This is a genomic window from Pseudonocardia sp. ICBG601, from assembly GCF_020496245.1.
Genome location: NZ_JAHLJA010000148.1, coordinates 3,175,436 through 3,201,691, shown reverse-complemented (window position 1 = coordinate 3,201,691; position 26,256 = coordinate 3,175,436). Strand labels below are relative to the sequence as shown.

At 75.5% G+C, this 26,256-nt stretch carries 26 protein-coding genes and 1 riboswitch; of the genes, 11 read left to right on the top strand and 15 right to left on the bottom strand.

Annotated features, from left to right (window positions below; genetic code table 11):
• Window positions 1–35 precede the first annotated feature (35 nt).
• The 3 genes from KPL57_RS44665 to KPL57_RS44655 all read right to left on the bottom strand — a co-directional run bounded on the left by KPL57_RS44665 (window position 36) and on the right by KPL57_RS44655 (window position 4,092).
• Window positions 36–1,325 (bottom strand): ABC transporter substrate-binding protein, encoded by a 1,290-nt coding sequence (locus KPL57_RS44665; protein WP_226356412.1) that lies wholly within the window; start codon window positions 1,323–1,325, stop codon window positions 36–38.
• A 57-nt stretch (window positions 1,326–1,382) separates the two neighbouring features.
• On the bottom strand, window positions 1,383–2,702 hold the full coding sequence (gene hisD / locus KPL57_RS44660; RefSeq protein ID WP_226356411.1) for a histidinol dehydrogenase: 1,320 nt from the start codon (window positions 2,700–2,702) through the stop codon (window positions 1,383–1,385).
• A 76-nt stretch (window positions 2,703–2,778) separates the two neighbouring features.
• Window positions 2,779–4,092: an extracellular solute-binding protein gene (locus tag KPL57_RS44655; RefSeq protein WP_226356410.1), complete on the bottom strand. Its 1,314-nt coding sequence runs from the start codon at window positions 4,090–4,092 to the stop codon at window positions 2,779–2,781.
• 106 nt (window positions 4,093–4,198) lie between these two features.
• Between KPL57_RS44655 and KPL57_RS44650 the strand changes: the two genes are divergently transcribed.
• From KPL57_RS44650 to KPL57_RS44630, 5 genes are all read left to right on the top strand, one after another.
• The gene (locus KPL57_RS44650) at window positions 4,199–5,179 is read left to right on the top strand and encodes an NlpC/P60 family protein (protein WP_226356409.1); all 981 of its coding nucleotides are present in this window, start codon (window positions 4,199–4,201) and stop codon (window positions 5,177–5,179) included.
• A gap of 75 nt (window positions 5,180–5,254) precedes the next feature.
• Window positions 5,255–6,430, top strand: coding sequence for a nitrite/sulfite reductase (locus tag KPL57_RS44645; protein WP_226356408.1), 1,176 nt, complete (start codon window positions 5,255–5,257; stop codon window positions 6,428–6,430).
• Complete coding sequence (locus KPL57_RS44640; RefSeq protein WP_226356407.1) at window positions 6,328–7,068, top strand: precorrin-8X methylmutase; 741 nt, start codon at window positions 6,328–6,330, stop codon at window positions 7,066–7,068. Before KPL57_RS44645 ends, KPL57_RS44640 begins: the two co-directional genes overlap by 103 nt.
• Window positions 7,065–8,621, top strand: coding sequence for a precorrin-2 C(20)-methyltransferase (locus tag KPL57_RS44635; RefSeq protein WP_226356406.1), 1,557 nt, complete (start codon window positions 7,065–7,067; stop codon window positions 8,619–8,621). Before KPL57_RS44640 ends, KPL57_RS44635 begins: the two co-directional genes overlap by 4 nt.
• A 58-nt stretch (window positions 8,622–8,679) precedes the next feature.
• The gene (locus KPL57_RS44630; RefSeq protein WP_100880341.1) at window positions 8,680–9,135 is read left to right on the top strand and encodes a GNAT family N-acetyltransferase; all 456 of its coding nucleotides are present in this window, start codon (window positions 8,680–8,682) and stop codon (window positions 9,133–9,135) included.
• On the opposite strand, the gene KPL57_RS44625 is transcribed toward KPL57_RS44630, so the two are convergent.
• Window positions 9,116–9,745, bottom strand: coding sequence for an HAD-IA family hydrolase (locus tag KPL57_RS44625; protein ID WP_226356405.1), 630 nt, complete (start codon window positions 9,743–9,745; stop codon window positions 9,116–9,118). The two genes, KPL57_RS44630 and KPL57_RS44625, sit on opposite strands and share 20 nt — an antisense overlap.
• Window positions 9,746–9,801: 56 nt before the next feature.
• Between KPL57_RS44625 and KPL57_RS44620 the strand changes: the two genes are divergently transcribed.
• Entirely contained in the window at window positions 9,802–10,815 is a 1,014-nt protein-coding gene (locus KPL57_RS44620) for an alcohol dehydrogenase catalytic domain-containing protein (protein ID WP_226356404.1), read from the top strand.
• 65 nt (window positions 10,816–10,880) lie between these two features.
• On the opposite strand, the gene KPL57_RS44615 is transcribed toward KPL57_RS44620, so the two are convergent.
• Window positions 10,881–11,510: a TetR family transcriptional regulator gene (locus tag KPL57_RS44615; protein WP_226356403.1), complete on the bottom strand. Its 630-nt coding sequence runs from the start codon at window positions 11,508–11,510 to the stop codon at window positions 10,881–10,883.
• A 71-nt stretch (window positions 11,511–11,581) separates the two neighbouring features.
• Between KPL57_RS44615 and KPL57_RS44610 the strand changes: the two genes are divergently transcribed.
• Window positions 11,582–12,322, top strand: a complete 741-nt coding sequence (locus KPL57_RS44610; RefSeq protein ID WP_226356402.1) for an SDR family NAD(P)-dependent oxidoreductase — start codon at window positions 11,582–11,584, stop codon at window positions 12,320–12,322.
• On the opposite strand, the gene KPL57_RS44605 is transcribed toward KPL57_RS44610, so the two are convergent.
• A complete protein-coding gene (locus KPL57_RS44605; protein WP_226356401.1) occupies window positions 12,323–13,078 on the bottom strand; it encodes a cobalt-precorrin-6A reductase in 756 nt (251 codons plus the stop codon). It abuts the gene before it with no gap.
• An 18-nt stretch (window positions 13,079–13,096) separates the two neighbouring features.
• Between KPL57_RS44605 and KPL57_RS44600 the strand changes: the two genes are divergently transcribed.
• A complete protein-coding gene (locus tag KPL57_RS44600) occupies window positions 13,097–13,759 on the top strand; it encodes a haloacid dehalogenase type II (RefSeq protein ID WP_226356400.1) in 663 nt (220 codons plus the stop codon).
• Window positions 13,760–13,762: 3 nt separating this feature from the next.
• Here KPL57_RS44600 and KPL57_RS44595 read toward each other — a convergent pair whose 3' ends face one another.
• From KPL57_RS44595 to KPL57_RS44565, 7 genes are all read right to left on the bottom strand, one after another.
• The gene (locus KPL57_RS44595; protein ID WP_226356399.1) at window positions 13,763–14,935 is read right to left on the bottom strand and encodes an ROK family protein; all 1,173 of its coding nucleotides are present in this window, start codon (window positions 14,933–14,935) and stop codon (window positions 13,763–13,765) included.
• 1 nt (window position 14,936) lies between these two features.
• Window positions 14,937–16,439: an ABC transporter permease gene (locus tag KPL57_RS44590; RefSeq protein WP_264198749.1), complete on the bottom strand. Its 1,503-nt coding sequence runs from the start codon at window positions 16,437–16,439 to the stop codon at window positions 14,937–14,939.
• Entirely contained in the window at window positions 16,439–17,212 is a 774-nt protein-coding gene (locus tag KPL57_RS44585) for an ATP-binding cassette domain-containing protein (RefSeq protein ID WP_100880336.1), read from the bottom strand. Before KPL57_RS44585 ends, KPL57_RS44590 begins: the two co-directional genes overlap by 1 nt.
• A gap of 74 nt (window positions 17,213–17,286) precedes the next feature.
• On the bottom strand, window positions 17,287–18,435 hold the full coding sequence (locus KPL57_RS44580; protein ID WP_226356397.1) for a sugar ABC transporter substrate-binding protein: 1,149 nt from the start codon (window positions 18,433–18,435) through the stop codon (window positions 17,287–17,289).
• A gap of 251 nt (window positions 18,436–18,686) precedes the next feature.
• On the bottom strand, window positions 18,687–19,403 hold the full coding sequence (locus KPL57_RS44575) for an ABC transporter ATP-binding protein (RefSeq protein ID WP_226356396.1): 717 nt from the start codon (window positions 19,401–19,403) through the stop codon (window positions 18,687–18,689).
• A gap of 8 nt (window positions 19,404–19,411) precedes the next feature.
• Window positions 19,412–20,179 (bottom strand): ABC transporter permease, encoded by a 768-nt coding sequence (locus KPL57_RS44570; RefSeq protein WP_226356395.1) that lies wholly within the window; start codon window positions 20,177–20,179, stop codon window positions 19,412–19,414.
• Window positions 20,176–21,201 carry an ABC transporter substrate-binding protein gene (locus KPL57_RS44565; RefSeq protein WP_226356394.1) on the bottom strand — a complete coding sequence of 342 codons (1,026 nt, stop codon included), beginning with the start codon at window positions 21,199–21,201 and terminating at the stop codon, window positions 20,176–20,178. Before KPL57_RS44565 ends, KPL57_RS44570 begins: the two co-directional genes overlap by 4 nt.
• Window positions 21,193–21,306: riboswitch (TPP riboswitch) on the bottom strand. Its footprint overlaps the gene before it by 9 nt.
• A gap of 227 nt (window positions 21,307–21,533) precedes the next feature.
• Here KPL57_RS44565 and KPL57_RS44560 point away from each other — a divergent pair.
• Window positions 21,534–22,256 (top strand): hypothetical protein, encoded by a 723-nt coding sequence (locus KPL57_RS44560; RefSeq protein WP_226356393.1) that lies wholly within the window; start codon window positions 21,534–21,536, stop codon window positions 22,254–22,256.
• 7 nt (window positions 22,257–22,263) lie between these two features.
• Here the strand turns inward: KPL57_RS44560 and KPL57_RS44555 are convergent, their stop codons facing one another.
• A complete protein-coding gene (locus tag KPL57_RS44555; protein WP_226356392.1) occupies window positions 22,264–22,692 on the bottom strand; it encodes a hypothetical protein in 429 nt (142 codons plus the stop codon).
• Between the two features lie 118 nt (window positions 22,693–22,810).
• Here KPL57_RS44555 and KPL57_RS44550 point away from each other — a divergent pair, with 118 nt between their 5' ends.
• Complete coding sequence (locus KPL57_RS44550; RefSeq protein ID WP_226356391.1) at window positions 22,811–24,505, top strand: choline dehydrogenase; 1,695 nt, start codon at window positions 22,811–22,813, stop codon at window positions 24,503–24,505.
• A 90-nt stretch (window positions 24,506–24,595) separates the two neighbouring features.
• Here KPL57_RS44550 and KPL57_RS44545 read toward each other — a convergent pair whose 3' ends face one another.
• The gene (locus KPL57_RS44545) at window positions 24,596–24,781 is read right to left on the bottom strand and encodes a hypothetical protein (protein ID WP_062402550.1); all 186 of its coding nucleotides are present in this window, start codon (window positions 24,779–24,781) and stop codon (window positions 24,596–24,598) included.
• 362 nt (window positions 24,782–25,143) lie between these two features.
• On the opposite strand from KPL57_RS44545, the gene KPL57_RS44540 reads away from it, so the two are divergent.
• Window positions 25,144–26,007, top strand: a complete 864-nt coding sequence (locus tag KPL57_RS44540; RefSeq protein WP_226356717.1) for a DMT family transporter — start codon at window positions 25,144–25,146, stop codon at window positions 26,005–26,007.
• The last annotated feature ends 249 nt before the right edge of the window (window positions 26,008–26,256 follow it).

Genomic DNA, 26,256 nt, shown 5'->3' with positions numbered 1-26,256 from the left:
TCGCCTCACCTCGCTCTCGTGGGTGGTGGAAGGGGTCAGCGCCGGTACTCGGCGACGATCGCGGTGGCGATCTCCTGCATCCGCTGCTGACCGTCCGCGATCGTCGTCCGTCCGGCCAGCACGTCGGCGACGACCGGGCGGGTCTCGTTGCTGATCCGGGAGGTCCACGGGAACGGCTCCGGCGGGGACGCCCGGCCGATCGCGTCGAGCTGGGCCGCGGCGAACGGGCTGCTCGCCGGGGTCACCATGCCCTCGCGGGCCGGGAACGCCGCGGGCACAGCGGCCCGCGACGACTCCTCCCCCACCGACGCGGCGACCAGCCGGAACAGCAGGTCCTTGTCCACCTCGGTGTTCTCCGGGATGGCCCAGCCGTCCACCGAGAGGGCGTTGTAGAGGACGTCCCCGCCGGCAACCGACGGCGGTGGGGCGAACGCGAAGTCGGTCGCGAACCGGCTGTTCGACGGCTGGGTGAGGTCGAGCATCCGGCCGCTGAACATGATCGCGATCGCGGCCGAGCCGTTGTACATCTGCTGCTGCACCGCGGGCTGGGCGAACGTCGTGACCTGCGGGTCCATGAACGGCAGAAGCGACCGCAGCTCGGTGAAGGCCGTCGCGGCCTGCGGGGTGTCGAAGTTCGGGCGGCCGGTGTCCCGGTCGACGTAGTCGGTGCCCAGCGAGCCCAGTGCCGCGTCGTAGGCCGTCGCGACGTCCGAGCTCGCCAGCAGCGGCAGCGCCAGCGGGTAGCGGATCCCGCCGTCGCGCTGGATGCGGCCTGCGACCTCGCGCAGCTCGGCGAAGGTCCGCGGCGGGGTGATGCCGAGGCGGTCGAACACGTCGCGGCGGTAGGCCATGACGAAGGTCTGCGCCTGCATCGGGATGCCGTAGAGCTTCCCGTCGTAGGACAGCGCCGCGCGCATCTGCGGGTCGAGCCGGTCGAGCCCGAACTGCGCGCCGTAGCGGCTCATCAGGTCGTCGAGCGGGTGCAGCTTGCCGGTCGAGGCCTGTTGCGGGACGACGAAGCCGTAGGTCTCGAGGATGTCGTAGGTGCCGTAGCGCCCGGCCAGCGTGGCCGTCGTCTTCTGCGACTGGCCCGCGTAGTCGACCGGCTCGTGGTGCAGGGTCACCCCGTCCTTGGAACAGCTGCGCACCATCGAGTTGGTGAACGGGTCGATCGCCGAGGAGTTGTAGGCCAGGACGTTGACGTCCACCGACGACGGTGGCGGTGGAAAGTCGCACGGGACGAGCGTGGCGGTGGCGGCGGGGGTCCGCGACCCGGCGCCGCACCCTGCGAGCAGCAGGACGACGGTGACCACCACCGCGACCATCGGCGGACGGGCGCCACGGCCGCCGGAAGCGCCCCCACGGTACATACGCATGCGCGATCAGTCCCGGAGTGCGTCGAGTCGGATGCGGGCGCTGTCGCGATGCCCGACGAGCTGCTCGAAGTCCGAGACGGTGACCGTCGGCCCGGCCTGGGCGCGCGTCGCCCCGCGGGTCGCCCGCTGGTAGGTCAACTGCTTGAGGAAGCCCGCCACCGACAGCCCGCCGGTGTAGCGCGCGCCCCGGGTCGTCGGCAGCACGTGGTTGGTACCGGACATGCCCTTGTCGGCGTAGGCCACCGTCGAGTGCGGGCCGAGGAACAGCGATCCGTAGTTGCGCAGCCGGCCCAGCCACCAGTCGAGGTCCTCGGCGATCACCTCGAGGTGCTCCGGAGCGAGGGTGTCCATGACCCGGGCGGCCGTCTCCCGGTCCGGTGCCAGGTAGACCGTGCCGTGGTCCCGCCAGGCCACCCCGGCGACCGGAGCGGTCGCCAGTCCCGCGAGCTGCTTCTCGACCTCCCGCGGCACCTCCTCGGCGAGCCGACCGGAGGTCGTGACCAGGGATGCCGGCGAGGTCGGTCCGTGCTCGGCCTGGGCCAGCAGGTCCGCGGCGACGGTCGCGGCGTCGGCGGTGTCGTCGGCGATCACGGCGACCTCCGACGGCCCGGCCAGCACGTCGATGCCCACCTGCCCGTAGAGCTGGCGCTTGGCCTCGGCCACGTAGGCGTTGCCGGCGCCGACGATCATGTCCGAGGGCGTCCCGTCGAGCAGCCCGAACGCCATGGCCGCGAGCGCCTGCACACCGCCGACGGCGTAGACCGCGTCGGCACCGCTGATGTGCGCCGCGTAGAGCACGGCCGGGTGCGGGCGGCCGTCGCGCGAGGGCGGGGTGGCCGCGACGACGTTCGGCACGCCCGCGACCCCGGCCACGCCGACGGTCATGAACGCGCCGGCCAACAGCGGGAACCGGCCCGCGGGGAGGTAGGCACCGACGTTCTGCACGGGGACCAGTCGCTGCCCGCACACGACCCCGGGCAGCACCTCCTCCTCGAAGTCCTGCAGCCGCGCACGCTGCATCCCGGCGAACCGGCGGGTCCGGTCGGCTCCCGCGTCGAGCGCCGTACGCAGGTCCGCAGGCAGCTCGTCCCCGGCCCGGGCGAGCTCGGCGGGACCGACGAGCAGGTCGGAGCCGGTGAACCCGTCGAGGTCACGGGCGTAGCGCAGCACCGCGTCCATCCCGCCTGCGGAGATGGTGCGCAGCATCTCCGAGACGGTGGCGACCACGGCCGGGTCGCGCAGGTCCGCGCTGTCGGCGACGGCCGGCGCCTTCGCCACGGTGACGGGCGAGCCGATACGCCGCAGGTCCGCTTCAGTGAGATGCATACGCATACACTAGAAGTTGCGGGCCGGACCTGACAAGGGCCGGACGACGTCCGGGCGGCTCAGCCCACCTCGCGGCTCAGCCCACCTCCCGGTACTCGGCGACGATCGCCGTCGCGATGTCCTGCATCCGCTGCTGCCCCTGCTCCACGGAGACCCGCCCGGCCAGCACGTCGGCCACCACCGGCCGCGTCGCGACCGAGATGCGCGAGGTCCACGGGAACGGCTCGGGCGGCGGGGCCTTCCCCAGCGCCGCCAGCTGCGCCGGCGCGAACGGGCTGCTCGCCGGCGTCACGCTGCCCAGCCGCGACGGGAACGCCGCGGGCACCGCCGCGCGCGCCGACTCGGGCCCCACCGACGCGGCCAGGAACCGGAACAGCAGGTCCGGGTCGACCTCGGTGTTGGCCGGGATCGCCCAGCCGTCGACCGACAGCGAGTTGTAGAGCACGTCGCCACCGGCGACCGACGGCGGCGGGGCGAACGCGAACTCCCGGGAGAAGCGGCTGTTGCGCTCCTGCACCAGGTCGAACATCCGGCCGCTGTACATGATCGCGATCGCGGCCGAGCCGTTGTACATCTGCTGCTGCACCGCGGGCTGGGCGAACGTCGTGACCTGCGGGTCCATGAACGGCAGCAGCGACCGCAGCTCGGTGAACGCCCGCGCCGCGGCCGGGGTGGTGAAGTTCGGCCGGCCGGTGTCGCGGTCGACGTAGTCGGTGCCGAGCGAGCCGAGCGCGGCGTCGTAGGCGGTGGCGATGTCGGCGCTCGCGAGCAGCGGCAGCGCCAGCGGGTAGCGGATCCCGCCGTCGCGCTGCACCCGCGCCGCGACCTCGCGCAGCTCGGCGAAGGTGCGGGGTGGAGCGAGGCCGAGCCGGTCGAACACGTCGCGGCGGTAGACGAGCGTGAACGGCTGGGCCATGGTCGGCAGCCCGTAGAGCTTCCCGTCGTAGGACAGCGCCGCCAGCATCTCCGGGCTCAGCCGGTCCAGGCCGTACTCCTCGCGGTACCGGGCGACGAGGTCGTCGAGCGGGCGCAGCTTCCCGGTCGCGGCGAACTGCGGCACGACCAGCCCGTAGGTCTCGACGATGTCGTAGGTGCCGTAGCGCCCGGACAGCGTCGCGATGGTCTTCTGCGTCTGCCCGGCGAAGTCGATCGGCTCGTGGCGCAGCGTCACGCCGTTCCTCGAGCAGCTGCGGACCATCGTGTTCGTGAACGGGTCGACGGCCGAGGAGTTGTAGGCCAGCACCCGCACGTCGAGGCTCTGCGCGGGCGGCGGGAACTCGCACGGCACGAGGGTCGCCGTCGCGGCCGGGGTGCGCGAGCCCGCACCGCAGCCGGCCAGGAGCAGGGCCAGCACCGTCACGACGGCCGCGGTGATCCGGTGGGGGCGCACCGCACCATCAGAACCCACCCATGTGGGCGGGGCCACTCCACCCGTCGTGGTGACCCGGCGGTGTGGCTGCTTGCCCCGGCGCACCCGGCTGTCGAGAGTCCCCGCCGTGCCCCGTGTCCTGTCCGTCCTGTTCGCCGCGGTGCTCGGCTGCGCCGTCCTGCCCGCGGTCGCCCTGCCCGCGGCCGCCGACGGACCGGGGCACACCTTCGTCGCCGTGTCGGTCGCGACCGTGTGGACCTCCCCGGACAGCCCGCGCCCGCGGGACCGGGCCGCCGTCGCCGCCCCGGCCGACCCGGCCGCGTGGATGGGGTCGATGAGCAGCGCGGACCGCCGCGAGCTCACCACCGCCTCGCGCACCCAGACCCAGGCGCTGCTCGGCGCCCCGGTGACCGTGACCGAGCGCCGCGACGGCTGGGCGCGGGTCGTCGTGCCCGGCCAGCCGTCGGGCAAGGACGGCCGCGGCTACCCCGGCTGGGTCCCGGCGGTCCAGCTCGTCGACGACCCCGCGTTCGGCGCGCTCGCCGCGGGGGCGCCCACCGGCACCGTCGACGGCGTCGCGACGGCCTGGCTGTACCGCGACGCGGCGCGCACCGAGCGGCTGCGCGAGGTCAGCGTGGGCACCCGGCTGCCGGTCGTCGGCGAGGCGGGCGACGCGGTCCGGGTCGCGCTGCCCGGCGGCGGCCAGGCGTGGTTGGCGGCGGGTGAGCTCCGCGGAGGGGCCCCGCCCTCCCCGACCGGAGAGGGTCTGGTCACGACCGCGCGGCTGTTCCTGGACCGCCCCTACCTGTGGGGCGGGCGCTCCGGGTTCGGCCCGGACTGCTCGGGGCTGACCGGGCTGTCCTACGCCCTGCACGGGATCACCGTCGGGCGGGACGCCTCCGACCAGTCCCGCGGCGGGCGCCCGGTCGACGACCCCGCCGACCTGCGGCCCGGTGACCTGCTGTTCTGGAACTCCCCCGCGACGCACGTCGCGATGTACGCCGGCGACGGCACGATGATCGAGGCCTTCGACGCGGCCACCCCGGTCCGGGTGACCCCGGTGCGGTTCGACGCGACCTACTCCGGTGCCCGCCGGTACCTGCCGTGACCTGAACACCTGACGAGGTGTGACCGCCGCCCCGACGGGTCCCCCCGCCCGTCGCGGATGCCTACAGTGTCCGGCGTGCCGTCGCCGACCACCCGTACCCGCGCCGACGCCTGCCCCGGCGTCGTCTCACCGCACGCGGCGGCGGACGGGGCCCTGGCGCGGGTCCGGCTGCCCGGCGGGACCGTCACCGCGGCGGGCCTGCGGGCGGTCGCGGCGCTGGCCCGCGACGCCGGGGACGGCGCGGTGCACCTGACCTCGCGCGGGAACCTGCAGCTGCGCGGCCTCGACCCGGCCGACCCGCGCCCGGTGGAGCGGCTGACGGCGGCCGGGCTGCTGCCGTCGACGACCCACGAGCGGGTCCGCAACGTGCTGGCCTCCCCGTTGTCGGGGATCGACGGCGGCCTCGCCGACGTCCGTGGCCTGGCCACCGCGCTCGACCGCGGCCTGTGCGCGCGCCCCGCGCTGTCGGCGCTGCCCGGCCGGTTCCTGTTCGCCCTCGACGACGGCCGCGGCGACGTCGCCGCGGAGCGTCCCGACCTGTGCTGGCGGGCGCGGGGCTCCGACGGGGGCGAGCTGGTCGTGGCGGGCGCCGCGACCGGCCTGTCCTGTCCCCCCGCCGAGGCTCCGGAACTGCTGCTCGACGCGGCCGCGGCGTTCCTCGACCTGCGGGCCGCCCACACCGCCGACCCTTCCGCGCGGGCCTGGCGCGCCGCGGAGCTGCCCGGGGCCGCGACCGGGATCCCGGCCCGGCTGCGCGGGCACCGGCCGTCGCGTCCGGCGGGCCCCCGGGACGCCGACGCCACGCCCGCGGCGCCCGGCCCGGTGCTCGTCGGGGCCCTGGGGAGCGGGGCGCTGGGGGTGGCGCCGGTGCTCGGGGAGCTGTCGGCCGGACAGCTGGACCTGCTGGCCGAGGAGGCCCCGGAGCTGCTGGTCACCCCGTGGCGCACCCTCGTCCTGCCCACCCCCGCCCCCGGTGCCGCGGCCCGGCTGGCGGCGGCGGGGCTCGTCGTCGACCCGGGGCACCCCGCGCTGCGGGTCAGCGCCTGCGCCGGGTCGCCGGGCTGCGCGAAGTCCCTCGCCGACGTCCGCGCCGACGCCCGGAGCCTGGTCCGGCGCGGCGGCCCGGACCGGCCGATGCACGTCGTGGGATGCGCCCGCCGCTGCGGCGCCCCGCACACACCGCACATCGATGCCGTCGCCACCGGGGCGGACACCTATCGCATCGACGGAAGAACAGGAGTGCTCCGCTGAGCGGGTACGACTACATCACCGACGGCAACGAGATCTACCGCCGCTCGTTCGCGACGATACGCGCGGAGACCGACCTCTCCGGGCTCCCGCCCGGCGTCGACGACATCGCCGTCCGCATGATCCACGCCTGCGGCCAGGTCGACCTCGTCGACGACATCGCCGCCTCCGACGGCGTCGTCGCGGCCGCCCGCGCCGCGCTGCGCGCCGGTGCCCCGATCCTGTGCGACGCGATGATGGTCGCCTCCGGGGTGACCGCCGCCCGGCTGCCCGCGGACAACGAGGTGCTCTGCCTGCTGCGCGACGCCCGGGTGCCCGACCACGCGCGCCGGATCGGCAACACCCGGTCCGCGGCCGCGCTGGAGCTGCTCGCCGACCGCTTCGAGGGCGCGGTGCTCGCGATCGGGAACGCCCCGACCGCGCTGTTCCACGTGCTGGACCTCATCGACCGCGGCGACGCACCCCGCCCGGCCGCGATCATCGGCATCCCGGTGGGGTTCATCGGCGCCGCCGAGTCCAAGGCCGCCCTCGCCGAGCGGACCGACCTGGAGCACCTCGTCGTCCACGGCCGTCGTGGCGGGTCGGCGATCACCGCGGCGGCGCTGAACGCGCTGGCCCACGAACAGGAGATCATCGCGTGACCGGCACCCTGTACGGCGTCGGGCTCGGCCCCGGCGACCCGGAGCTGACGACGATCAAGGCCGCCCGGCTCGTCCGCGACGCCGACGTCATCGCCTACCACTCCGCCCGGCACGGGCGCTCCATCGCGCGCCGGATCGCCGAGCCGCACCTGTCGGGCACCGCGATCGAGGAGGCGCTGGTCTACCCGGTCACCACCGAGGCCACCGACCACCCCGGCGGCTACCAGGGCGCGATCGACGCGTTCTACACCGAGGCCGCCGCCCGGCTCGCCGCGCACCTCGACGCAGGCCGCGACGTCGTGCTGCTCGCCGAGGGCGACCCGCTCTTCTACGGCTCCTACATGCACATGCACAAGCGGCTGGCCGGGCGCTACCCGACCGAGGTCGTCCCGGGCGTCACCTCGATCAGCGGCGCCGCCGCGGCGATCGGGCAGCCGCTGGTGGAGCGCGACGAGGTGCTCACCGTGCTGCCGGGCACGCTGCCCCGCGAGGAGCTGGCGCGGCGGCTCGCGGGCACCGACTCGGCGGCGGTGATGAAGCTCGGGCGCACCTTCACCACGGTCCGCGGGGCGATGGCCGACGCCGGCGTGCTCGACCGGGCCCGCTACGTCGAGCGGGCCACGATGGAGGGCCAGCGGACCGGTGCGCTGTCCGACGTGGACCCCTCGGACGTGCCCTACTTCGCGATCGCCCTGGTCCCCGGCGAGGTCGCCGCCTCGGTGCCCGAGGAGGCCGTCGCGTCCGTCGCGGAGCCCGGCGGCGCGGCGGCCGAGGAGCGGTCGGTGCGCGGGCCGGGTGAGGTCGTCGTGGTCGGGACCGGTCCCGCCGGGCGGGACTGGCTGACCCCGCAGGTCGCCCGCGCCCTGTCGGAGGTGGACGACCTCGTCGGCTACGGCCCCTACCTGGACCGGGTGCCGCCGAACCCGCGTCAGACCCGGCACGCCTCGGACAACAAGGTCGAGTCCGAGCGGGCGGCGCACGCGCTGGACCTGGCCGCCTCGGGGCGGCGGGTCGCCGTCGTCTCCGCCGGGGACCCGGGGGTGTTCGCGATGGCGACCGCGGTGCTGGAGGTGGCCGCGGAGCCGAAGTACCACGACGTCCCGGTCCGGGTGCTGCCCGGCATGTCCGCGGCCCAGGCCGTGGCGGCCGCCGTCGGTGCCCCGCTCGGGCACGACCACGCCCTGATCTCGTTGTCGGACCGGCTCAAGCCGTGGGACGTGGTCGCGGACCGGCTGCGTGCCGTGGCCGCGGCGGACCTGGCGATCGCGATCTACAACCCGCGCTCGAAGGCCCGGCCGTGGCAGGTCGGCGCGGCCCGTGACGTGCTGCTGGAGCACCGTGCACCGGAGACCCCGGTGGTGCTGGGCCGCGACGTCGGCGGTGCCGGGCAGCGGATCGTCGTCACCACCCTGGGCGAGCTGGACCCGGAGCAGGTCGACATGCGCACGCTGGTGGTGGTCGGCTCGTCGACGACCCGTGCGGTCGAGCGCGGCGGCGCGACCGTCGTGTTCACCCCCCGGCACTACGGCCCCGGCGGCACGACGACCGACTGATCACATCCGCCGGTTGTCGACATCGTGACGGCTACCGGTTCCGCGCTAGCGTCACGCCGTGCAACTGCAGGTGCGGCGCTTCGGGCCCGACGACTGGGAGCCGGCCCGCGCGGCCCGGCTCGCCTCGGTACGGGACGGCTTCGGTGAGGACAGCGACTTCTACCGCGAGCAGGCGGCCATGGAACCGGCCGCCTGGCGGGCGGTCCTGGCCGAGCACGTCCGCTTCGGCGCCTTCGACGGCGACCGGCCGGTCGGCACCGCCTGCTGGCGGACCGGTGACGACGGCGACGGGCAGCTCTACGGCATGTGGGTCCATCCCGACGCGCGCGGGACCGGGCTGGCCGACGCGCTCGTCGACGCCGTCGTCGCGGCCGCGCGCGAGCTGGGCTCGGCCACGCTGTCGCTGAAGGTGGAGCCGGGCAACGCCCGGGCGATCGCCTTCTACGTCCGGACCGGGTTCGTCGCCGACGGCGATCCCGGCCCGGGTCTGGTCGTCATGACCCGGCCGGTCTGACCGCGTCGGCGAGCCCCAGCAGGGCCGTCAGCTCGGGCAGGCCGGCGGGTCGCAGGTCCCCGTCGAGGCCCCGCAGCGCCGCGGTCGCCGCGCCGGCGGCCCGGCCGGCGGCGAGCCCGGCCTCGGCGTCCTCCACGACCAGGCAGGCGGCCGGGTCCACCCCGAGCGCGGCCGCGGCGGCGCGGTAGCCCTCCGGGTCCGGCTTGCCGTGCCGCACGTCGTCGCGGGCGACGAGCACCGGCGCGTCGATCCCGGCGGCGCCGAGGCGGGCCGCGGCGAGCCGCCGGTCGGCGCTGGTCACGACGGCCCACGGGACCCGCGCCGCGTCGAGGGCGGCGAGCAGGGCGTGTGCCCCGGGCAGCGCGTCGACGTCGTCGAGGTCGTCGTACTGCAGCTCCAGCTGGCGGGCCGCGGCGGCGTCGAGCGCCGCGCCGCACAGGTCCGGGCGCAGCAGTCGGATCGTGCCGTCGCTGGGTACCCCGTGCGCGACGCGGACCAGGTCGGCCCCGGCGACGCCGTACTCGCGCGCCCAGGCGGCCCAGGAGCGGGCGACCGCCTCGTCGGACTCCACCAGCGTGCCGTCCATGTCGAACAGGATCGCGGCGTACACCGCACCACCCCTTTCCCTCGGACGGCGAGCATATCGGGCCTGGGAGGATCACCCCCATGCGAGCAGTACGGATCACCGCGTTCGGCGCACCGCCCGAGGTCGTGGACCTGCCGGACCCCACCCCGCCCGCGGGTGGGGTGGTCGTGCGGGTGGAGGCGACCGGGCTGTGCGCCAGCGACCGGTTCGCCTGGGCCGGGCACGACGGTGACGTGACGCTCCCGCACGTGCCCGGCCACGAGCTGGTCGGGCACGTGGTCGCGACCGGCGCCGGGGTCACCCGGTTCCGGGCCGGTGACCGGGTCACGACGCCGTTCGTCTGCGGCTGCGGGGTCTGCCCGGACTGCCGGGCGGGCCGCGCGCAGGTCTGCCCGCACCAGCAGCAGCCCGGGTTCACCCACGACGGGTCCTTCGCCGAGCTCGTCGCGCTGCACCACGCCGACCACAACCTGGTGCCGGTCCCCGACGACGCCGACGCCGCCGGGGCCGCACTGCTCGGCTGCCGGGTCGCCACCGCGCACCGGGCGCTGGTCGGGCGCGGCGGACTGGAGGCCGGCGAGCGGGTCCTCGTGCTCGGGGCGGGCGGGGTCGGGCTGGCCGCGGTGCTGATCGCGTCGGCGCTGGGTGCCGAGGCGGTCGTCGCGGACCCCTCGCCCGCGGCGCGGGCCCGGGCGGTCGAGCTGGGCGCGGTCGCGGCCGTGGACACCGCGGACGGCCCGGACGCGGTGCGCGGGGCCGTCGGCGGCGGCGCCCGCCTCGCGGTGGAGGCCGCGGGCCGCGCGGACGCCCTGGACCTCGGCGTCCGGTCGCTGCGCAGGCAGGGGACGCTGGTGCAGGTCGGCCTGCTCACTCGGGAGCCGGTGGTGCCGGTGCCGCTGATGATCGCGCACGAGCTGACCGTCACCGGCAGCCACGGCATGGCCGCCGCGGACTACCCGGAGCTGATGGCACTCGTCGCCGACGGGCGGCTCGACCCGGGCCGGCTGGTCACCCGGCGGACCGGGCTGGACGCCCTCGCCGGGGCGCTGGCCGCGGCCCCCGAGCCGGGCGGGATCCTCGTCGGCCTGCCCTGAGCCCCGCCCGCCCCCGGACCGGCGGACGGCCTGCGGCTCGAGATCGACGAGCTGGACCCCGGCCGCTACACCCGACCCGGGCCGGGCCCGTCGGCCGGGGACCGTCGCGGCGCGGCGAGCCGCCGGGCGGCCTCCACGACGAAGGCCCGGCGCGCGGCCCGCTCGGCCGGATCACCGGGCTCGGCACCGGTCAGCATCGAGGCGAGCTGGGGCACCGTGTGCCACCAGGCGGCCAGCGCGATCAGCGCGAACACCAGGTGGGCCGGGTCGAGGCCGTCGTCGATGGTGCCGGCCCGCTGTGCGGCCGCGAACCGCTCGACCTTCTCCCGGTAGTGCCGGCTGCGCCCCTCCCGCCCGGCGACGCGCCCGGTGCCGTCCAGGCCCTCCCACTGCAGCAGCCGGGCGAGCACCGGGTGGTCGGCGTGGTGGTCGAACGTGGCCCCGGCGAACTCGCCCACGTCGTCGAGGCCGGTCCCGGTCGCGCGGACACCGGCGGCGAGCAGCTCGAGCTGCTCGGCCAGCACGAGGTCCCAGAGTGCCTGCTTGTCGCCGAAGTAGCTGTAGAGGCGCTCCTTGTTGATCCCGGCCCGGGCGGCGATGCGGCTCATCGTCGTGCCCTCGCGGCCGCGCTCGGCGAACTCGGCCGTGGCCGCGTCCTTCAGCCGCCGGCGTGTCCCCTCGGTGTCCCAGGCCATGCCCCGCACGGTAGCGAGGCGGCGTACGCTCATCTCCAACGCCATCGTTGGAGTTGGGATTGGAGACCGTCATGACCGAGCCGACCGGACCGGGTGCGGGCGACGTCGCCGTCGTCACCGGCGCGAACAGCGGGATCGGGTTCGAGATCGCCCGCGGGCTGCTGGCCGCGGGGCTCACCGTGTACGTCGGCGCCCGCGACGCCGGCCGCGGTGCGGACGCGGTCGCCGCGCTCGGCGCGGGCGCCCGGCCGCTCGCACTGGACGTGACCGACGCGGCCTCGGTCGCGGCGGCGGCCGCCGCCGTCGAGCGGGTGGACCTGCTGGTGAACAACGCCGGGCTGGGCGACTCGTTCGCGACGGCCCCGGAGTCGACCGCCGAGGAGCTGCGCCGGATCTACGAGGTGAACGTGTTCGGCGTCGTCACGGTGACCAACGCGTTCCTGCCCGCGCTGCGGCGCTCGGCGCACCCGCGGATCCTCAACCTCTCCAGCGGGACCGGGTCGCTGACCTGGAGCACCGGCCCGAACCGGCAGTTCGACCACCGCACGGGCGGGGGTGCGGTGGCCTACCGGTCGTCGAAGACGGCGCTGAACGCGCTCACCGTGTCCTACGCCCAGGCGCTCGCCGACGCCGGGATCGCGGTGAACGCGCTGGCCCCGGGGCTGCGGGCGACCAACCTCAACGCCCGCGCGGCCGCGTCCGCCGGGGACCCGGCCGAGGCCGCCGCCGGCGCGGTGCGGCTCCTGCTGGCCCCCGACGGCGGCCCGACCGGCACCTTCGTCGACTGGACCGGCGAGCCGGTCCCCTGGTGATCAGTCCCCGAGCAGCCGGGCCAGCGCCGCGTCCACCGTGGGCTCCACCGCGACCCCGCCGGGCAGCGGCGGCCGGTCGACGACGAGGACCGGCACCCCGCGCTCCCGGGCCGCGGTGAGCTTCGGCGCGGTCGCCGCGCCGCCGGAGTCCTTGGTGACCAGCACGTGCGGGACCACGGCCTCGAACAGGGCGCGCTCGTCGTCGAGGGCGAACGGGCCCCGGTCGAGCAGCAGCTCGTGGTGGGCGGGCAGCGGGCCGTCGGGCGGGTCGACCGCGCGGATCCAGAACGCCGCGTCGACACCCGCGAAGTGCGCCAGTCCCCCGCGGCCGGTCGTCAGCAGGACCCGCCCGGCCGGGCCGGGGAGCAGGCCGGGCAGCGCGGCCGCGGCGGCGGCGACCGAGGCGACCCGGTGCCACCGGTCCCCCGGCCCGGGCGTCCAGCCCGGCCGGCGCAGCACGACCAGCGGCACCCCGGTCCCCGCGCAGGCGGCGGCCGCGTTCGCGGTCATCGTCGAGGCGAACGGATGGGTGGCGTCGAGCACCGCCGCGACCCGCTCGGCGCGCAGGTGCGCGGCCAGCCCCTCGGCACCGCCGAACCCGCCGATGCGGACCTCGCCGTCGGGCAGGGCCGGGCTGCGCACCGCCCCGGCCAGCGACGACACGACCCGGACGTCGTCCCGGCCGGCCAGCGCGGCGGCCGCGGCCCGCCCCTCGGTCGTACCGCCGAGGACCAGCACCGTGCGGGGAGCGCTCACACCCGTCAGGGTAGGGGGATGGCGATCACGACCGTGGTGTTCGACGTCAACGAGACCCTGTCGGACCTGACCCCGATGGGGGCCCGGTTCGCCGCGCTGGGCGCCCCGGAGTGGCTCGGGCCGCTGTGGTTCGCCGCGACCCTGCGCGAGGGCATGGCGCAGGCCACCGGTGGGGAGCTGACGACCTTCGCCGAGCTGGCGACGGCGACCGCGGCCGGGCTGCTGCGCCGGCACGGCGTCGCCGACCCCGACGCGGGCGCACGGCACGTCGTCGAGGGGTTCCTGGAGCTGCCGGTGCACGACGACGTGCACGGCGGGGTCGCCGCGCTGCGGGCCGCGGGGCTGCGGCTGGTGACGCTGTCGAACGGGTCCCCGTCGGTCGCGGAGCGGCTGCTCGGCGGGCACGGCCTGCGCGGGCAGTTCGATGCCGTGCTGTCGGTGGAGGACGCCGGGATCTGGAAGCCCGCGCCCGCCTCCTACTCCTACGCGCTGGCGACCTGCGGGGTCGCAGCCTCCGAGGCGGTGCTGGTGGCGGTGCACCCGTGGGACCTGCACGGCGCCGCCCGGGTCGGGATGGCGACGGCCTGGCTGGACCGCCACGGCGACACCTGGCCCGGGTACCTGACCCCGCCGACGTTCACCGTCGGCGCGCTGCCCGAGCTGGCGGGCCTGCTCGCCTGACCCTCACACCGCGGCCAGCACCGGCTCGAACGCCAGCTCGGCCGCGCCCACCAGCGCGCCGTCGCGGCCGAGCGGGGACACCGCGATCCGGGTCCCGCCCGCCGCCCGGCTGACCAGGCTGCGCCGTCGCAGCTCGGAGCCGACCCGCTCGACCACCGACGGCGGCAGCGCCCCGAACAGGTCCCCCAGCACCACGAGCTCGGGGGCCAGCATGTTCACCACCGTGACCAGCCCGGCGGCCATCCACCCGGCGTAGCCCTCCAGCAGCCGGTCGGCCCGGCCGGGCACGACGGCCAGGTCGCGCAGCTCCGCGACGAGCACCCCGCGCGGGGTGTCCTCGGGCAGGCCGAGCGCGCGGCACAGCGCGGGCTCACCGACCTCGGTCTCCCAGCAGCCGTGCGAGCCGCAGAAGCACTCCCGCCCGTCCGGGCGGACCATGAGGTGGCCGAGCTCGCCGACGTAGCCGCCGGTGCCGCGCAGCGGCTGCCCGCCGGACACGACCCCTCCGCCCACGCCGACGTCGGCCGACAGATAGACCATGTCGGCGACGTCGCGGCCGATCCCGCGCAGGTGCTCGGCGAGCGCACCGGCCTCGGCGTCGTTGGCGACCTGCACCGGGCGGGCCAGGACGGCGGCGAGCCGGGTGCCCAGCTCGACGTCGCGCCAGCCGAGGTTGGGCGCCTCGTGCACGAAGCCGTCGGAGCGCCGCACGACGCCGGGCACCGACACCCCGACCGCCTGCTCGGCGACGCCCAGCTCGTCGCGCAACAGGGCGGCGGACTCGGCGAGGTGGGTGATCACCTCGCCGGGCAGCCGGGTGGTGCGGTGCAGGTTCCAGCTGTGCCGGCCCAGGATCTGGCCGCCGATGCCGACCATCGCCAGCGCCACCTGCTCGACCCGGATGTCGACGGCGAGCACCACCGCCGCCTGCGGGTCGGGCAGCACCAGCAGCGACGGCCGCCCGGCCCCGGAGCGCTGGGCCGGGACGGCCTCGGTGACGACGCCCGCCTCGGCGAGCCCGTCCACCACCGCCTTGATCGTGCTGCGGTTGAGGCCGAGCTCGCCGGCCAGCGTCGCGCGGGTGCAGGGACCCTCGACGTGCAGCCGGCGCAACAGGACGGCCCGGTTGTGCCGGCGCGCGTCGTCGGGTCGGGTCCCCGATCCGGGCTGGGTCATGTCACCGGCCGGTGGCCGCCGCCCGGCGCCGTGACGCCACGTCGACACCGGCCGCGAGCAGCAGCACCAGGCCGGTCACCACGAACACGACGGCGGCGGGCTGCTTGAGCAGGCCCAGACCGTTCTGCACCGTGGCCAGCACCGTGCCGCCGATGACGGCGTTGCTGATCCGGCCGCGGCCGCCGAACAGCGACGTGCCGCCGATGACCGCGGCGCCGACCGCGAACAGCAGGGTGTTGCCGCCACCGGCCGCCGGGTTCACCGACCCGATCTTCGACGAGTAGACGATCGCGCCGATCGCGGCGAAGGCGGTGGAGATGACGAACACCGACGCCCGGATGCGGGCGACGTCGATGCCGGCCCGGCGCGCGGCCTCCCGGTTGCCGCCGACGGCGTAGACGTGGCGGCCGAACCGGGTCCGGTCGAGCACCCAGGTGCCCGCGACGAGCAGCACCAGCACGATCGGGACGACGTAGGGGATGCCGGCGATCGAGATGACGCCGGGCGAGCGGTCCTGCACCAGCGCGAAGGTCACCAGCCCGCCGAGCACCACCACCGCTCCGATCTTGAGTGCGACCAGCCCCGTCGGCGGCGCGACCAGCCCGCCCCGCAGCCGGGTCCGCAGGCGCACCACCTGGACGGCCGCGTAGCCGCCGGCGACGACCACGAACAGCACCCAGGACGCCGTGACCGAGAGATTGCCGTTCGCCACGGCGTTGATCAAGGGGTCGCGCAGCGCGATGGTGCCGCCGTCGCCGATGAGCTGCAGGATCACGCCCTGCCACGTGATGAACAACGCCAGCGTCACGACGAACGACGGCATCCCGATCCGGGCCACGAGGAACCCGGTGAGGCAGCCGATCACCACCCCGACGCCGACGGCGAGCCCCATCACGGTGAACGCGTTCGCCGGGACCCCGATCACGAGCACGACCGCGGTGAGCAGGCTGATCACCGACCCGGCCCACACCCGGACCAGCGCGGCGAGCACCGCACCGGCCAGCATCACCGCCACGAGCAGCACGAACACGGTGGTGCCGGTGGCGCCGAGCACGTTGCCGTCGCTCATCAGGTGCAGCGCCATCAGCGCCGCCGCCAGCCCGGACGCCGTACCGGCGGCCAGGTCGATCTCCCCGGTGAGCAGCACGAACACCAGGCCCATCGCGATGATGGTCGGGCCGGCGCCCTGCTGGAGCAGGTTCGCCAGGTTGAGCAGGCTCGGGAAGGTGCCGCCCGAGTCCAGCACGCTGAACAGCACGAACAGCGCGGCCAGGCCGAGCAGCGCCGGCAGCGAGCCCAGGTCACCGCCGCGCAGCCCGCGCAGGTAGGCCGTGATCGCCTCGCGGGTGGTGCGAGCGGTGGTGTCGATGCCGAAGTCGGCGGCCCGGTTACCGGGGTTCGCCCGGCGGGCCGCGCTCTGCTCCTGCTCGGGCGCGGGCGTCCGTTCGGTCACGGTGTCTCCTCCCGGGCCGGCGGGGCCGGACGGGTCGGGGTGGGGGGCCATCAGGTCACCGCCTGCTCGGGCCGCGGCAGCCCGAGCTCGCCGGAGCGGCCCGCGGTGATGAGCTGGACGACGTCGGAGTGCGTGACCTCGCGGGTCGGGACCTGCGCGACCATCCGGCCGAGGTAGAGGCAGGCGATCCGGTCGGACACCTCGAACACGTCGGCCATGTTGTGGCTGATGAGCACGACGCCGAGGCCCTGCTCGGCCAGCCGTCGCACGAGGTCGAGCACCTGGCGGGTCTGGGCGACGCCGAGCGCCGCGGTCGGCTCGTCGAGCAGCACGACGCGCGAGTCCCAGAGGACCGCCTTGGCGATGGCGACGGTCTGGCGCTGCCCGCCGGACAGCGACGCGACCGGGGTCCGGACCGAGGTGACGGTGCGGACCGAGAGCGACGCGAGGGTGTCGCGGGCGGCCTGCTCCATCGAGCCCTCGTCGAGCATCCAGGAGCGGCCGCGCTCGCGGCCGAGGAACATGTTCTGGACGATGTCGAGGTTGTCGGCCAGCGCGAGGTCCTGGTAGACGACCTCGATGCCGAGCCGGGAGGCGTCCGACGGGCCGGCGACGGTCACCGGCGCCCCTTCGAACAGGACCTCGCCGGAGTCGATCGGGTGGATACCCGCGACGCACTTGACCAGGGTGGACTTGCCCGCGCCGTTGTCGCCGACGAGCGCGGTGACCTCGCCGGCGCGCACGGTCAGGTCGACGTCGTGCAGGACCTGCACGGCGCCGAAGCTCTTCGACACACCGCGCAGGGAGAGGATGGGGTCGGCCACTTCGGGCACCTTCCACGTGGGCGTCGGCCGGGCCGCGGCGAGGTCTCCGCCGCGGCCCGGTCCGGCTGCGGGTCCTACTTGATGCCGAGCTGGGTGCAGGCGGCCTGGGTCTCGGTGTTGCAGATCTCCGAGGCCTTGACGTAGCCGGCGTCGGTGACCTTCTTGACCGAGTCCTTGGTGATCAGCTGCGGCTCGAGCAGCACCGACTTGACGTCGCGGTTGCCCTTCGGGTCCTTGACCGTCTGGGTGGCGACGCCGTCGGCGGCCGCGGTGTCGCCCTTGGCGAGGTCACCGGCGAGCTTCGCGGCGGCCTCGGCCTCCTGCTCGATCGGCTTGAACACCGTCATGTACTGGTCCCCGCGCAGGATCGCGGCGAGCCCGTCGGCGGTGGCGTCCTGGCCGGTGACCACGACCTTGCCGTTCAGACCGTACTTGGCCAGCACCGTGACGATGGCGCCGGCGAGGCCGTCGTTGGCGGCGACGACGCCGTCGAACTTGCCGCCGTTACCGGTGAGGATCTGCTCGAAGGTGGTCCCGCCGACCTGGTTGTCCCACTTGTCGATCTTCTGGCTCTGCACCAGCTTCAGCGCCCCGGACTCGTACTTGGGCTTGAGCACGGTCTGCTGGCCGTTGTAGAACAGGGTGGCGTTGTTGTCGGTCGGCGCGCCCTCGATCTCGATGACCTGGGCGCCCGGCTTGTTGCCGATGCCCTGGACCAGGCCCTCGCCCTGCAGGGCGCCGACCTTCTCGTTGTCGAAGGAGACGTAGTAGTCGCTGACGCCGCCGAGGTTGAGCCGGTCGTAGTCGATGACCGGGATGCCCTGGGCCTTGGCCTTCTGGGCGACGGCGGTGCCGCCGTCGCTGCTGATCGAGGCGATGATCATGACCTTGACGCCGCTGGAGATCATGCCGTCGGCCAGGGTGGAGAACTTCTGCTCGTCGCCCTGGGCGTTCTGGATGTCGGGGTCCATGCCCTGGGCGCGCAGCGCCTTGTCCAGCATGGGCTTGTCGAAGCCCTCCCAGCGTGCCGAGGAGTCGGTCTCGGGGAGGATCACCCCGACCTTCACCCCGCCGCCGGAGCCGCCGGAGCCGCCGCCGGCGGCCTCCCCGCCGCCGCCCGCGCTGTTCTGTCCGCAGCCCGCGACGGCCAGCAGCAGGCCGAGGCCCGCCGCCGCGACCGCCCGACGCAGCCGGGGACCGCGCCCCGTGTTCCGTGCCCCCATCGGGGTCTCCCTCCACGACGTTGTGGACCGCTCGCATGATCACGAACGGGTGAATGTTGCGAGCGCCAACGTATTGGGCGAGACCGGTTCCGCGACAGCCTTCTGAATCGAGAGAGTTCCCCTTTCGTCATCACGATCCGGTCACGAACATCGACTTTGTTGCCCTGCGGCACGATCCGGACGGTCGCAACGGCGACGGAACGTGCCGTCGCGGGCGACGACGGCCGGCCCTGCCCCGGGTCGGGCCCGCGTCAGCCCCGCAGGGTCTCCAGCAGGTCCGCCTCGACCGCCGCCAGGGCCGGGTCGGTACGGCTGCGCGGCCGCCCGGCGTCGACGACGACCTCCCGCACCACGGTCGCCGGGCGCGGCGAGAACACCAGCACCCGGTCCGAGAGCAGGGCCGCCTCCCGCACGTCGTGGGTGATCAGGACCGTCGTCCAGCCGTAGCGGGCGCGGACCGACTCCAGCCAGTCCTGCATCGCGGTCCGGGTGAGCGCGTCCAGCGCGCCGAACGGCTCGTCGAGCAGCAGCACCTCGCGCCCCCCGACGACGGTGCGCAGCAGCGCCGCGCGCTGGCGCATGCCGCCCGACAGCTCGCCCGGGCGGGCGTCCTCGAAGCCGGCCAGCCCGAACGGCTCGAACAGCGCGCGGGCGCGCTCGCGGGCCTCGCGGCGCCCCACGCCGGCGACCTCCAGCCCGAGGGTGGTGTTGTCGAGCACGGTGCGCCACGGGAACAGCAGGTCCTGCTGGGGCATCAGGCCGAACGGGGCGCCGCGCACCGGGCCGCCGTCGACCGCGATCCCGCCGGTCACCGTCGCCCCGTCGAGGATGCCCGCCAGGGCCCCGAACAGCGTCGACTTGCCGCACCCCGACGGCCCGACGAGCGATACGAACTCCCCCGGCGCGACGTCCAGGCTCACCCCGGACAGCACCGGCAGGTCGCCGTAGGAGACCGACAGGTCGCTCACCGCGACCTTCACCGCGCACCGTGTCCGTCGTGGTCGGCCACGTACCACGGCGTGACCAGGCGCTGCAGCAGGAAGGTCAGCGCGAACAGCGACACCGACAGCACCGCGGTCACGCCGACGGCGGCGAGCACCAGGTCGGTGCGGAACTGGTTCTTCTGCAGCTGCATGAAGATCCCCAGGCCGGCCCGGGCGCCGACGTACTCGGCGAAGATCGCCCCGGTGACGGCGTAGGTGATCGCGATCCGCAGCGCCGTGAAGAACGACGGCAGCGCCCCGGGCAGCCGCACGTAGCGGAACCGCTGCCAGCGCGAGGCCCCCATCGAGCGCAGCAGCGCGGTCGCGGACCGGTCGGTCGCGGCGAAGCCCTCGATCAGCCCGACCGCCACCGGGAAGAACGTCACCAGCGCGATGACCAGCACCTTCGGCAGCAGGCCGAACCCGAACCAGATGATGAGCAGCGGGGCGATCGCGACCACCGGCAGCGTCTGCGAGGCCACCAGCAGCGGGGTCAGCGCCCGGCGCAGCCACGGCGAGAAGTCCACCGCGACCGCGGCCGCCCAGGCCAGCGCCATCGAGACGGTGAACCCGATCAGCGTCACCTGGACCGTCGGCAGGGTGTTCGCCCACAGCTCGGCCCGGAACGCCCAGCCCTGCTCGAGGACCCGCAGCGGCGAGGGCAGCACCTGGGGGCGGGTGCCGGCGACGGTGACCGCGACCTGCCAGGCGACCAGCAGGGCGGTGACCAGCGCCGCGGCCGGCCACAGCCGGCGGATCACGGTGCCAGGTAGTCGTTGGTGAACCAGGTCGAGAAGTCCGGCTTCTGCCGCACCGGGGCGCCGTCCGGCCCCGCGACGGTGCCCGTGTCGTAGAGGAACCCGGAGAACCCGGCCCACTGCTGCGGGGTCTGGAACCCGACGCGGCCCTGCGCGTCGCGCAGGAAGCGCTCGCTGAGCATCTGCGCGCCCCGGTCGACCAGCGCGTCGGAGGTGAACGCGCCGGGGTTGGCCTCCTTGAGCATCCGGGCCGCGGTCGCCGGGTCCTGCGCGGCCAGCGCGTAGCCCTTCTGGACGGCCTGCACGAACGCGCGTGCCCGGTCGGGGTTGTCGCGCAGCCAGGTCGAGTTGCCCAGCAGCAGCACGTTGTAGGAGTCCGGGAAGCCGTAGTCGGTGTAGCGGAAGGTGCGGATCGGCTCGCCGCGCAGCTGCGCCTCGATGCCCTCGACGTTGACGAACGGCTCGGTGAAGTCGGCCTGGCCGGAGTAGAGCGCCTCGTAGGCGGCGGTGGACAGGACCTCGGTGCGGAAGTCGCCGCGCCCGCCGTCGGCCCGGATCACGGCCTGCATCTTCTGGTTCTCCCCGGGCCCGCCGAACCCGGCGTAGACCTTGCCGTCGAGGTCGCGCGGGGACCGGATGTCGGTGCGGTCGGCGCGCACCGCGATCTCGGTGGCCCAGTGCTGCAGGATCGCCATCACCGAGGTGATGTCGGCGCCCGCGGCCTTGGAGAACGTGAACGAGTCCTGGAAGCCGATGCCGAAGTCCGCGGCGCCGGAGCCGACCAGGGTGTCCGGCGAGGTCTGGTTGTAGGGCAGGAACTCGACGTCGAGGCCGGCGTCGCGGAAGTAGCCCGCCTGCTGGGCGGCGAACAACCCGATGTGGTTGGTGTTCGGCGTCCAGTCCAGCGCGACGCGGATCGGCCCGCCCCCGGCGGAGCCGCCGGAGCCGTCGGCCGCGGCGCAGCCGGACAGGGCCAGCGCGAGCGCCAGCGCGACGGCGAGCGGACGGAGAGCACGTGACAGCACGGAGCGGCCTCCCTACGCCGGTGTGACCCGGATCAGGTTCGAACGGTCGGCGGCCGGTCCTGCCGCCCTCTCAGCCTCGGTGCGCGGGCTCCCGCGGTACGTCCGAAACCTTACGCGGCCCACCCGGTCCTGCCGGGCCGGCGTCCGTCGCACCGGACCGGCCGGACACCCGCGGTCACCGGAGCCTCCGGTTCCGTCACCTGCGGTGATCGTCGGGACGGGCCGGGCGAGCCGCCGTCCGCGGCGGCGACCACGATCGTTATCCTCGCCACCACACCCGCGACGCTGTGTCACGAACCCCCGCTCGCGGGAGCTGACGCGGAAGGGACGAGATGGCGGCCTCGCTCTGGACCTCCGGCACGACCGGGCGGCCGACGCCCGACCCGGCGCCCGCCCTGGTGCGGGTCGCGTTGCAGGCCGGCGCCACCTCCGTCGCGCACGCCGACGTCGCCGCGATGCTCTCCGGGATCTGCGTCGCGCTGGTGCCCGCCGCCCGGGTCGGGGGTGCGGCGCTGCTGCTGCGCGAGCCCGCCGACCCCCGCGACCCCGAGGCCCGGCGGGTGTTCGGCTCCGACACCGCCGCCGTGCGCCTGGGTGAGCTGCAGCGCCGGGCCGACGCCGGGCCGGGCCCCGCCGCCGAGCGCGGCGACCGCACGCTGACCACCCCGGACCTGACCCGGTCCGGGCCGCCCGAGCTGGCCGCCGCCGCGGCCGACTGCGGCCTGGTCCGCTCGCTGTCGGTGCCGGTCCCGGTGGCCGGGCGCACCGCGGGCGCCCTGCAGCTGTTCGCCCGCGGCGGGCCCGACGACCCGCTCGGCGAGCGGCTGGTCGTCGCGCTGGCGCCGGTGGTCACCGCACTCGCGGCCCGGCTCACCGACGTCCGCGAGCTGGCCCGGCTGCAGCTGCGCGCCGCGCAGCCGTCGGTGCCGGAGCAGCCCGACGCGATCGACCGCACCGCGCTGATCCCGGCGGCCCGCCGCTCCCCCGTGGTGCCGGTGGCGCCGCGGGTGCCCGCCCAGCGGCAGGCGCGGCACCGCCGGCACGACCAGGGCTGAGCGGGGGTCAGGACTCCGGGCGGTCCTCGCGGGCCGCGTACCGGTCGAGGAGCTGCTGGTGTTCCTGCAGGTAGGCCGACACGCGCTGGCGGCTGACCCCGAACAGCCTGCCGATCCCGGCGATCGTCTCGCCCTCGCCGTGCAGCGCGACGGCCTCCTCGCGGCGGAACCGGCCGCCGACGGCGCCCAGGCCGTCGAGGGTGCGGGTGAGGGTCTCGACGATCAGCGGCCGCGGCTCGCGCGGGACGATCGCCCGCCAGCTCAGCCCCTGCGACCGCAGCTCCTGCAGCTCGGCCACCCGTTCGCGGGCCGAGGACAGCTCGGCGACCGACGCCTCCAGCTGGGCGGCGAGGGCGGCCAGCGCGGCGTCGGCGTCGTCCGCGGTACCGGCGCGGAGATCCGCTCCGTCGTCCGCACCGCGCTCGGTCGTCGTCACACCATCGAGCCTACGGGGGCGGCGGTGACGGCCGGTGGGCGCGGCGTACCGTGATCCACGCAAGGGGGGTTGCTCCCTCGAACAGGGCAATCCCGACAGTAGGTGTGGAGGGCGCGCAATGGGCCGGTACGACGTCGTCATCGTCGGCGGGGGATCCGCGGGGGCGGTGCTGGCCGCCCGGCTCACCGAGGATCCCACGCGCCGGGTGCTGATGCTCGAGGCGGGCCGGCCCGACCACCGCTGGGACCCGATCATCCGGATGCCCGCCGCGCTGTCGAAGGCGTGGGGCAACCCCCGCTACGACTGGTGCTACGTCACCGAGCCCGAGGCCGGTCTGGCCGGGCGACGGATCGCCGTCCCGCGCGGGAAGGTCCTGGGCGGCAGCAGCAGCATCAACGGGATGGTCTACCAGCGGGCCCACCCGGGCGACTACGACCGCTGGTCCCGCCTGCCCGGCTGCGAGCAGTGGAGCTCGGCCCACCTGCTGCCCTACTTCCGCCGCCTGGAGCGGCGGATGTCCGAGCACGGCACCCCGCTGCCCGACGGCGGCCACGGCCCGCAGGTCCTCGAGCGCGCCCCGGCCGCGGGTCCGCTGAACGCGGCGTTCCTGGCCGCGGCGCAGCAGGCCGGGCACGCGCTGCTCGACTCGACGAACGGTCCCGTCCAGGAGGGCTTCTCCCGCACCGAGCGCACGATCTCGCGCGGGCGCCGCTTCTCGGCGACCGACGCCTGGCTGCACCCGGTCGCCGCCTCGCGGCCCAACCTGACCGTCCGCACCGGTGCCCTGGTCCGCGCGCTGCGCACCGACGCCCGCGGCACCCGGGTCATCGGCGTCCGCTACCGCGCCTCCGACGGCACCCTCCGCGACGTCGACGCCGGCGAGACCCTGCTGGCCGCCGGCTCCATCGCCACCCCCCAGCTGCTCCAGGTGTCCGGCTTCGGCGACCCGGAGCACCTCGCCGGCATCGGCGTCGAGACCCGGGTGGCGCTGCCCGGGGTCGGCGCGAACCTGCAGGACCACCTCGCGGTGCACCTGCAGCACGCCTGCTCCCAGCCGATCTCGCTGGCCCCGCACCGGGCCCCGCACCGGCTGCCCGCCGCGGCGGCCCGCTGGCTCGTCTCGGGTACCGGGATCGGGGCCAGCAACCACTTCGAGATCGGCGGGTTCGCCTCCACCTCGATGGCCGGGGGCATCCCGGACGTGATGATGCTGTTCGCGCCGGTCGCGATGCGCTTCGCGCCGGACGTCCCGCCGGTCGGGCACGGCTACGAGATGCACGTCTCGGTGATGGCGGGCGACGTCCGCGGGTCGGTGCGGGCGGTGTCCCGCGACACCGCGGTCCCGCCGCGCCTGGTGCAGAACTACCTGGTCACCGACGGCGACCGGCGTCGCTGGGTGGAGGCCGTCGGCCTGGCCCGGGAGATCCTGACCCAGCCGGCGTTCGCCGGCCTCGACGCCGGGGAGACCTTCCCCGGCGAGGGCGTCCGCTCCGACGCCGAGATCCTCGACTGGGTGTCCCGGCGCGCCCAGAACGGTCTGCACCCGACCAGCACCGCGCGGATGGGCACCGACGCCGACGCCGTCGTGGACCCGTCGACGCTGCGCGTGCACGGCACCGAGGGCCTGCGGGTCGTCGACGCGTCGATCTTCCCGGACGTGCCCAACGCCAACACCTACGGCCCGGTGGTGATGGTGGCCGAGCGGGCCGCCGACATCGTCACCGGCGCCACCCCGCTGCCCGCCGACCCGGCGCCGTCGCGGCCGGCCTGGGGCCCTGGCACCGGTCCGGAGCCGCTCGCACCGGTGTCCTGAAGACCCCTGACATGCCGAACGGGGCGGGGATCCGATCGGATCCCCGCCCCGTTCGCGGGTCTGTGGTGGGGCGCGGTGGCGCCCCGGGCGTCACTCCCCGGTCTGCACCTGCACCCCGGACTCACGCAGCTTGGCTGCGTGCGCGTTGCCGTGGTGGTTGCAGAACAGGAGTTCCCCACCGGAGGGCAGGATCGCGCGCACCTTGGCGGCCGCTCCGCAGCGGTCGCAACGGTCGGCAAGGGTCAGTTCGGGCCGGGTCAGCGTTTCGGGCTGCATAGCGGTCTCCCTCCGTCGCGGCGGCGGGCTTCGGGCGCTCGCCGCCGTAGCACTGTGACGACCGCACGAGCGGTTCGCCCACACCTGTACAGACGCTCGAGGCCCCTGTACGTGTTCCCGGGATGCGTCGCGACGTCCGTCACGTGTGGCGTGCGCCGCACGGTTCGGTGGCGCCGCGATGTACCCGCGGTGACCGATTGCGTATGAAGTTGACTGCGTGTGAATCATGCGGGCAACTCGCCCGACGTGCAAGCGCGCCACGGTAAATACGGTGTGTCGCGGTCTACGTTGGCCGGGTGAGTCCCCGCCCGTCGCCCGATCGTGTTCCCGCTCCGTTGCTGTTCCTGGCCGGTGGGACCTCGATGTACGTGGGGGCCGCGCTGGCCGTCGGGCTGTTCGACCGGCTCGCGCCGTCGGCGGTCGCCGAGCTGCGCCTCATCGGCGCCGCGCTGGTGCTGCTGGCGTGGCGCCGCCCCGGCCGCGACGCCTGGCGCGGCGTCCGGCTCGTCCGCGCGGGGACGTTCGGGCTGGCCACGGCGCTGATGAACGTCGCCTACTACGAGGCGATCGCACGGCTGCCGCTCGGCACCGCGGTGGCGGTCGAGTTCACCGGCCCGGTCCTGGTCGCGGCGCTCGCCTCGCGCCGGTTCCGCGACGTCGGCGCGGTCGGCCTGGCCGCGGCGGGCGTGCTCCTCATCGCCGACGTCCGCTGGTCCGGCAGCCCCGCCGGGGTGCTGTGGGCGCTCGGCGCGGCGGCGATGTGGGCGGCCTACATCGTGCTGGGCAAGCGGGTCGCGCGGGCCGGTTCCGGCATCGACGACCTGGCGACCGGGTTCACCGTGGCCGCCGTCGTCCTGGTCCCGCTGCTGTTCACCGGGGGTGCGGGCGCCGCGACCGGGTTCGGCGTCGCGAACCTCGCGCCGCTCGCCGATCCGGCGGTGCTCGGCCTGTCCGTCGGGCTGGGTGTGCTCAGCTCGGTGGTCCCCTACGTGCTCGACCAGGTCGTGCTGCGCCGGGTCGGGCAGGCCCGGTTCGCGGTCCTGCTGGCGCTGCTGCCCGCCACCGCGACGCTGGTCGGGCTCGTCGTCCTCGGTCAGCTGCCGGGGCCGCTGGAGGCCGTGGGGATCGCGCTGGTCGTCGCCGCGGTGGCCCTGCGGTCCCGCGACGGCGACGAACCCGTCCCCGTCCCGGCCACGTCCGCCCGGGATCGGGCCGCCCCGTCCTGACCGCTCCGTCCTGACCGCTCCGGAGGCGCGACGTCCGCACGGTGATCCGCAGCCCGCGCGGTGATCCTTAGTTCGCGCGGTGATCCGCAGCCCGCGCGCTGATCCGCAGCCCGCGCGTGTCCGGACGCGCGCGCCGAGCGGATCAGCGCGCGCGGAACGGATCACCGTGCGCCCGGCCGCGCCGTCGCCGCGGTGACGCCACGCCCTCGACGCGGTGGCGCCGCGGCCCCGCGACGGCGACGAGCCGGC

Bases quoted from the DNA above. Each gene is read 5' to 3' on its own strand.
- KPL57_RS44665 (WP_226356412.1), bottom strand. From the start codon at position 1,325: ATGGTCGCGGTGGTGGTCACCGTCGTCCTGCTGCTCGCAGGGTGCGGC.
- hisD (WP_226356411.1), bottom strand. From the start codon at position 2,702: ATGCATCTCACTGAAGCGGACCTGCGGCGTATCGGCTCGCCCGTCACC.
- KPL57_RS44640 (WP_226356407.1), top strand. From the start codon at position 6,328: ATGCGCCCGCCGCTGCGGCGCCCCGCACACACCGCACATCGATGCCGT.
- KPL57_RS44620 (WP_226356404.1), top strand. From the start codon at position 9,802: ATGCGAGCAGTACGGATCACCGCGTTCGGCGCACCGCCCGAGGTCGTG.
- KPL57_RS44615 (WP_226356403.1), bottom strand. From the start codon at position 11,510: ATGGCCTGGGACACCGAGGGGACACGCCGGCGGCTGAAGGACGCGGCC.
- KPL57_RS44610 (WP_226356402.1), top strand. From the start codon at position 11,582: ATGACCGAGCCGACCGGACCGGGTGCGGGCGACGTCGCCGTCGTCACC.
- KPL57_RS44600 (WP_226356400.1), top strand. From the start codon at position 13,097: ATGGCGATCACGACCGTGGTGTTCGACGTCAACGAGACCCTGTCGGAC.
- KPL57_RS44595 (WP_226356399.1), bottom strand. From the start codon at position 14,935: ATGACCCAGCCCGGATCGGGGACCCGACCCGACGACGCGCGCCGGCAC.
- KPL57_RS44590 (WP_264198749.1), bottom strand. From the start codon at position 16,439: ATGGCCCCCCACCCCGACCCGTCCGGCCCCGCCGGCCCGGGAGGAGAC.
- KPL57_RS44580 (WP_226356397.1), bottom strand. From the start codon at position 18,435: ATGGGGGCACGGAACACGGGGCGCGGTCCCCGGCTGCGTCGGGCGGTC.
- KPL57_RS44560 (WP_226356393.1), top strand. From the start codon at position 21,534: ATGGCGGCCTCGCTCTGGACCTCCGGCACGACCGGGCGGCCGACGCCC.
- KPL57_RS44550 (WP_226356391.1), top strand. From the start codon at position 22,811: ATGGGCCGGTACGACGTCGTCATCGTCGGCGGGGGATCCGCGGGGGCG.
- KPL57_RS44545 (WP_062402550.1), bottom strand. From the start codon at position 24,781: ATGCAGCCCGAAACGCTGACCCGGCCCGAACTGACCCTTGCCGACCGT.
- KPL57_RS44540 (WP_226356717.1), top strand. From the start codon at position 25,144: ATGTACGTGGGGGCCGCGCTGGCCGTCGGGCTGTTCGACCGGCTCGCG.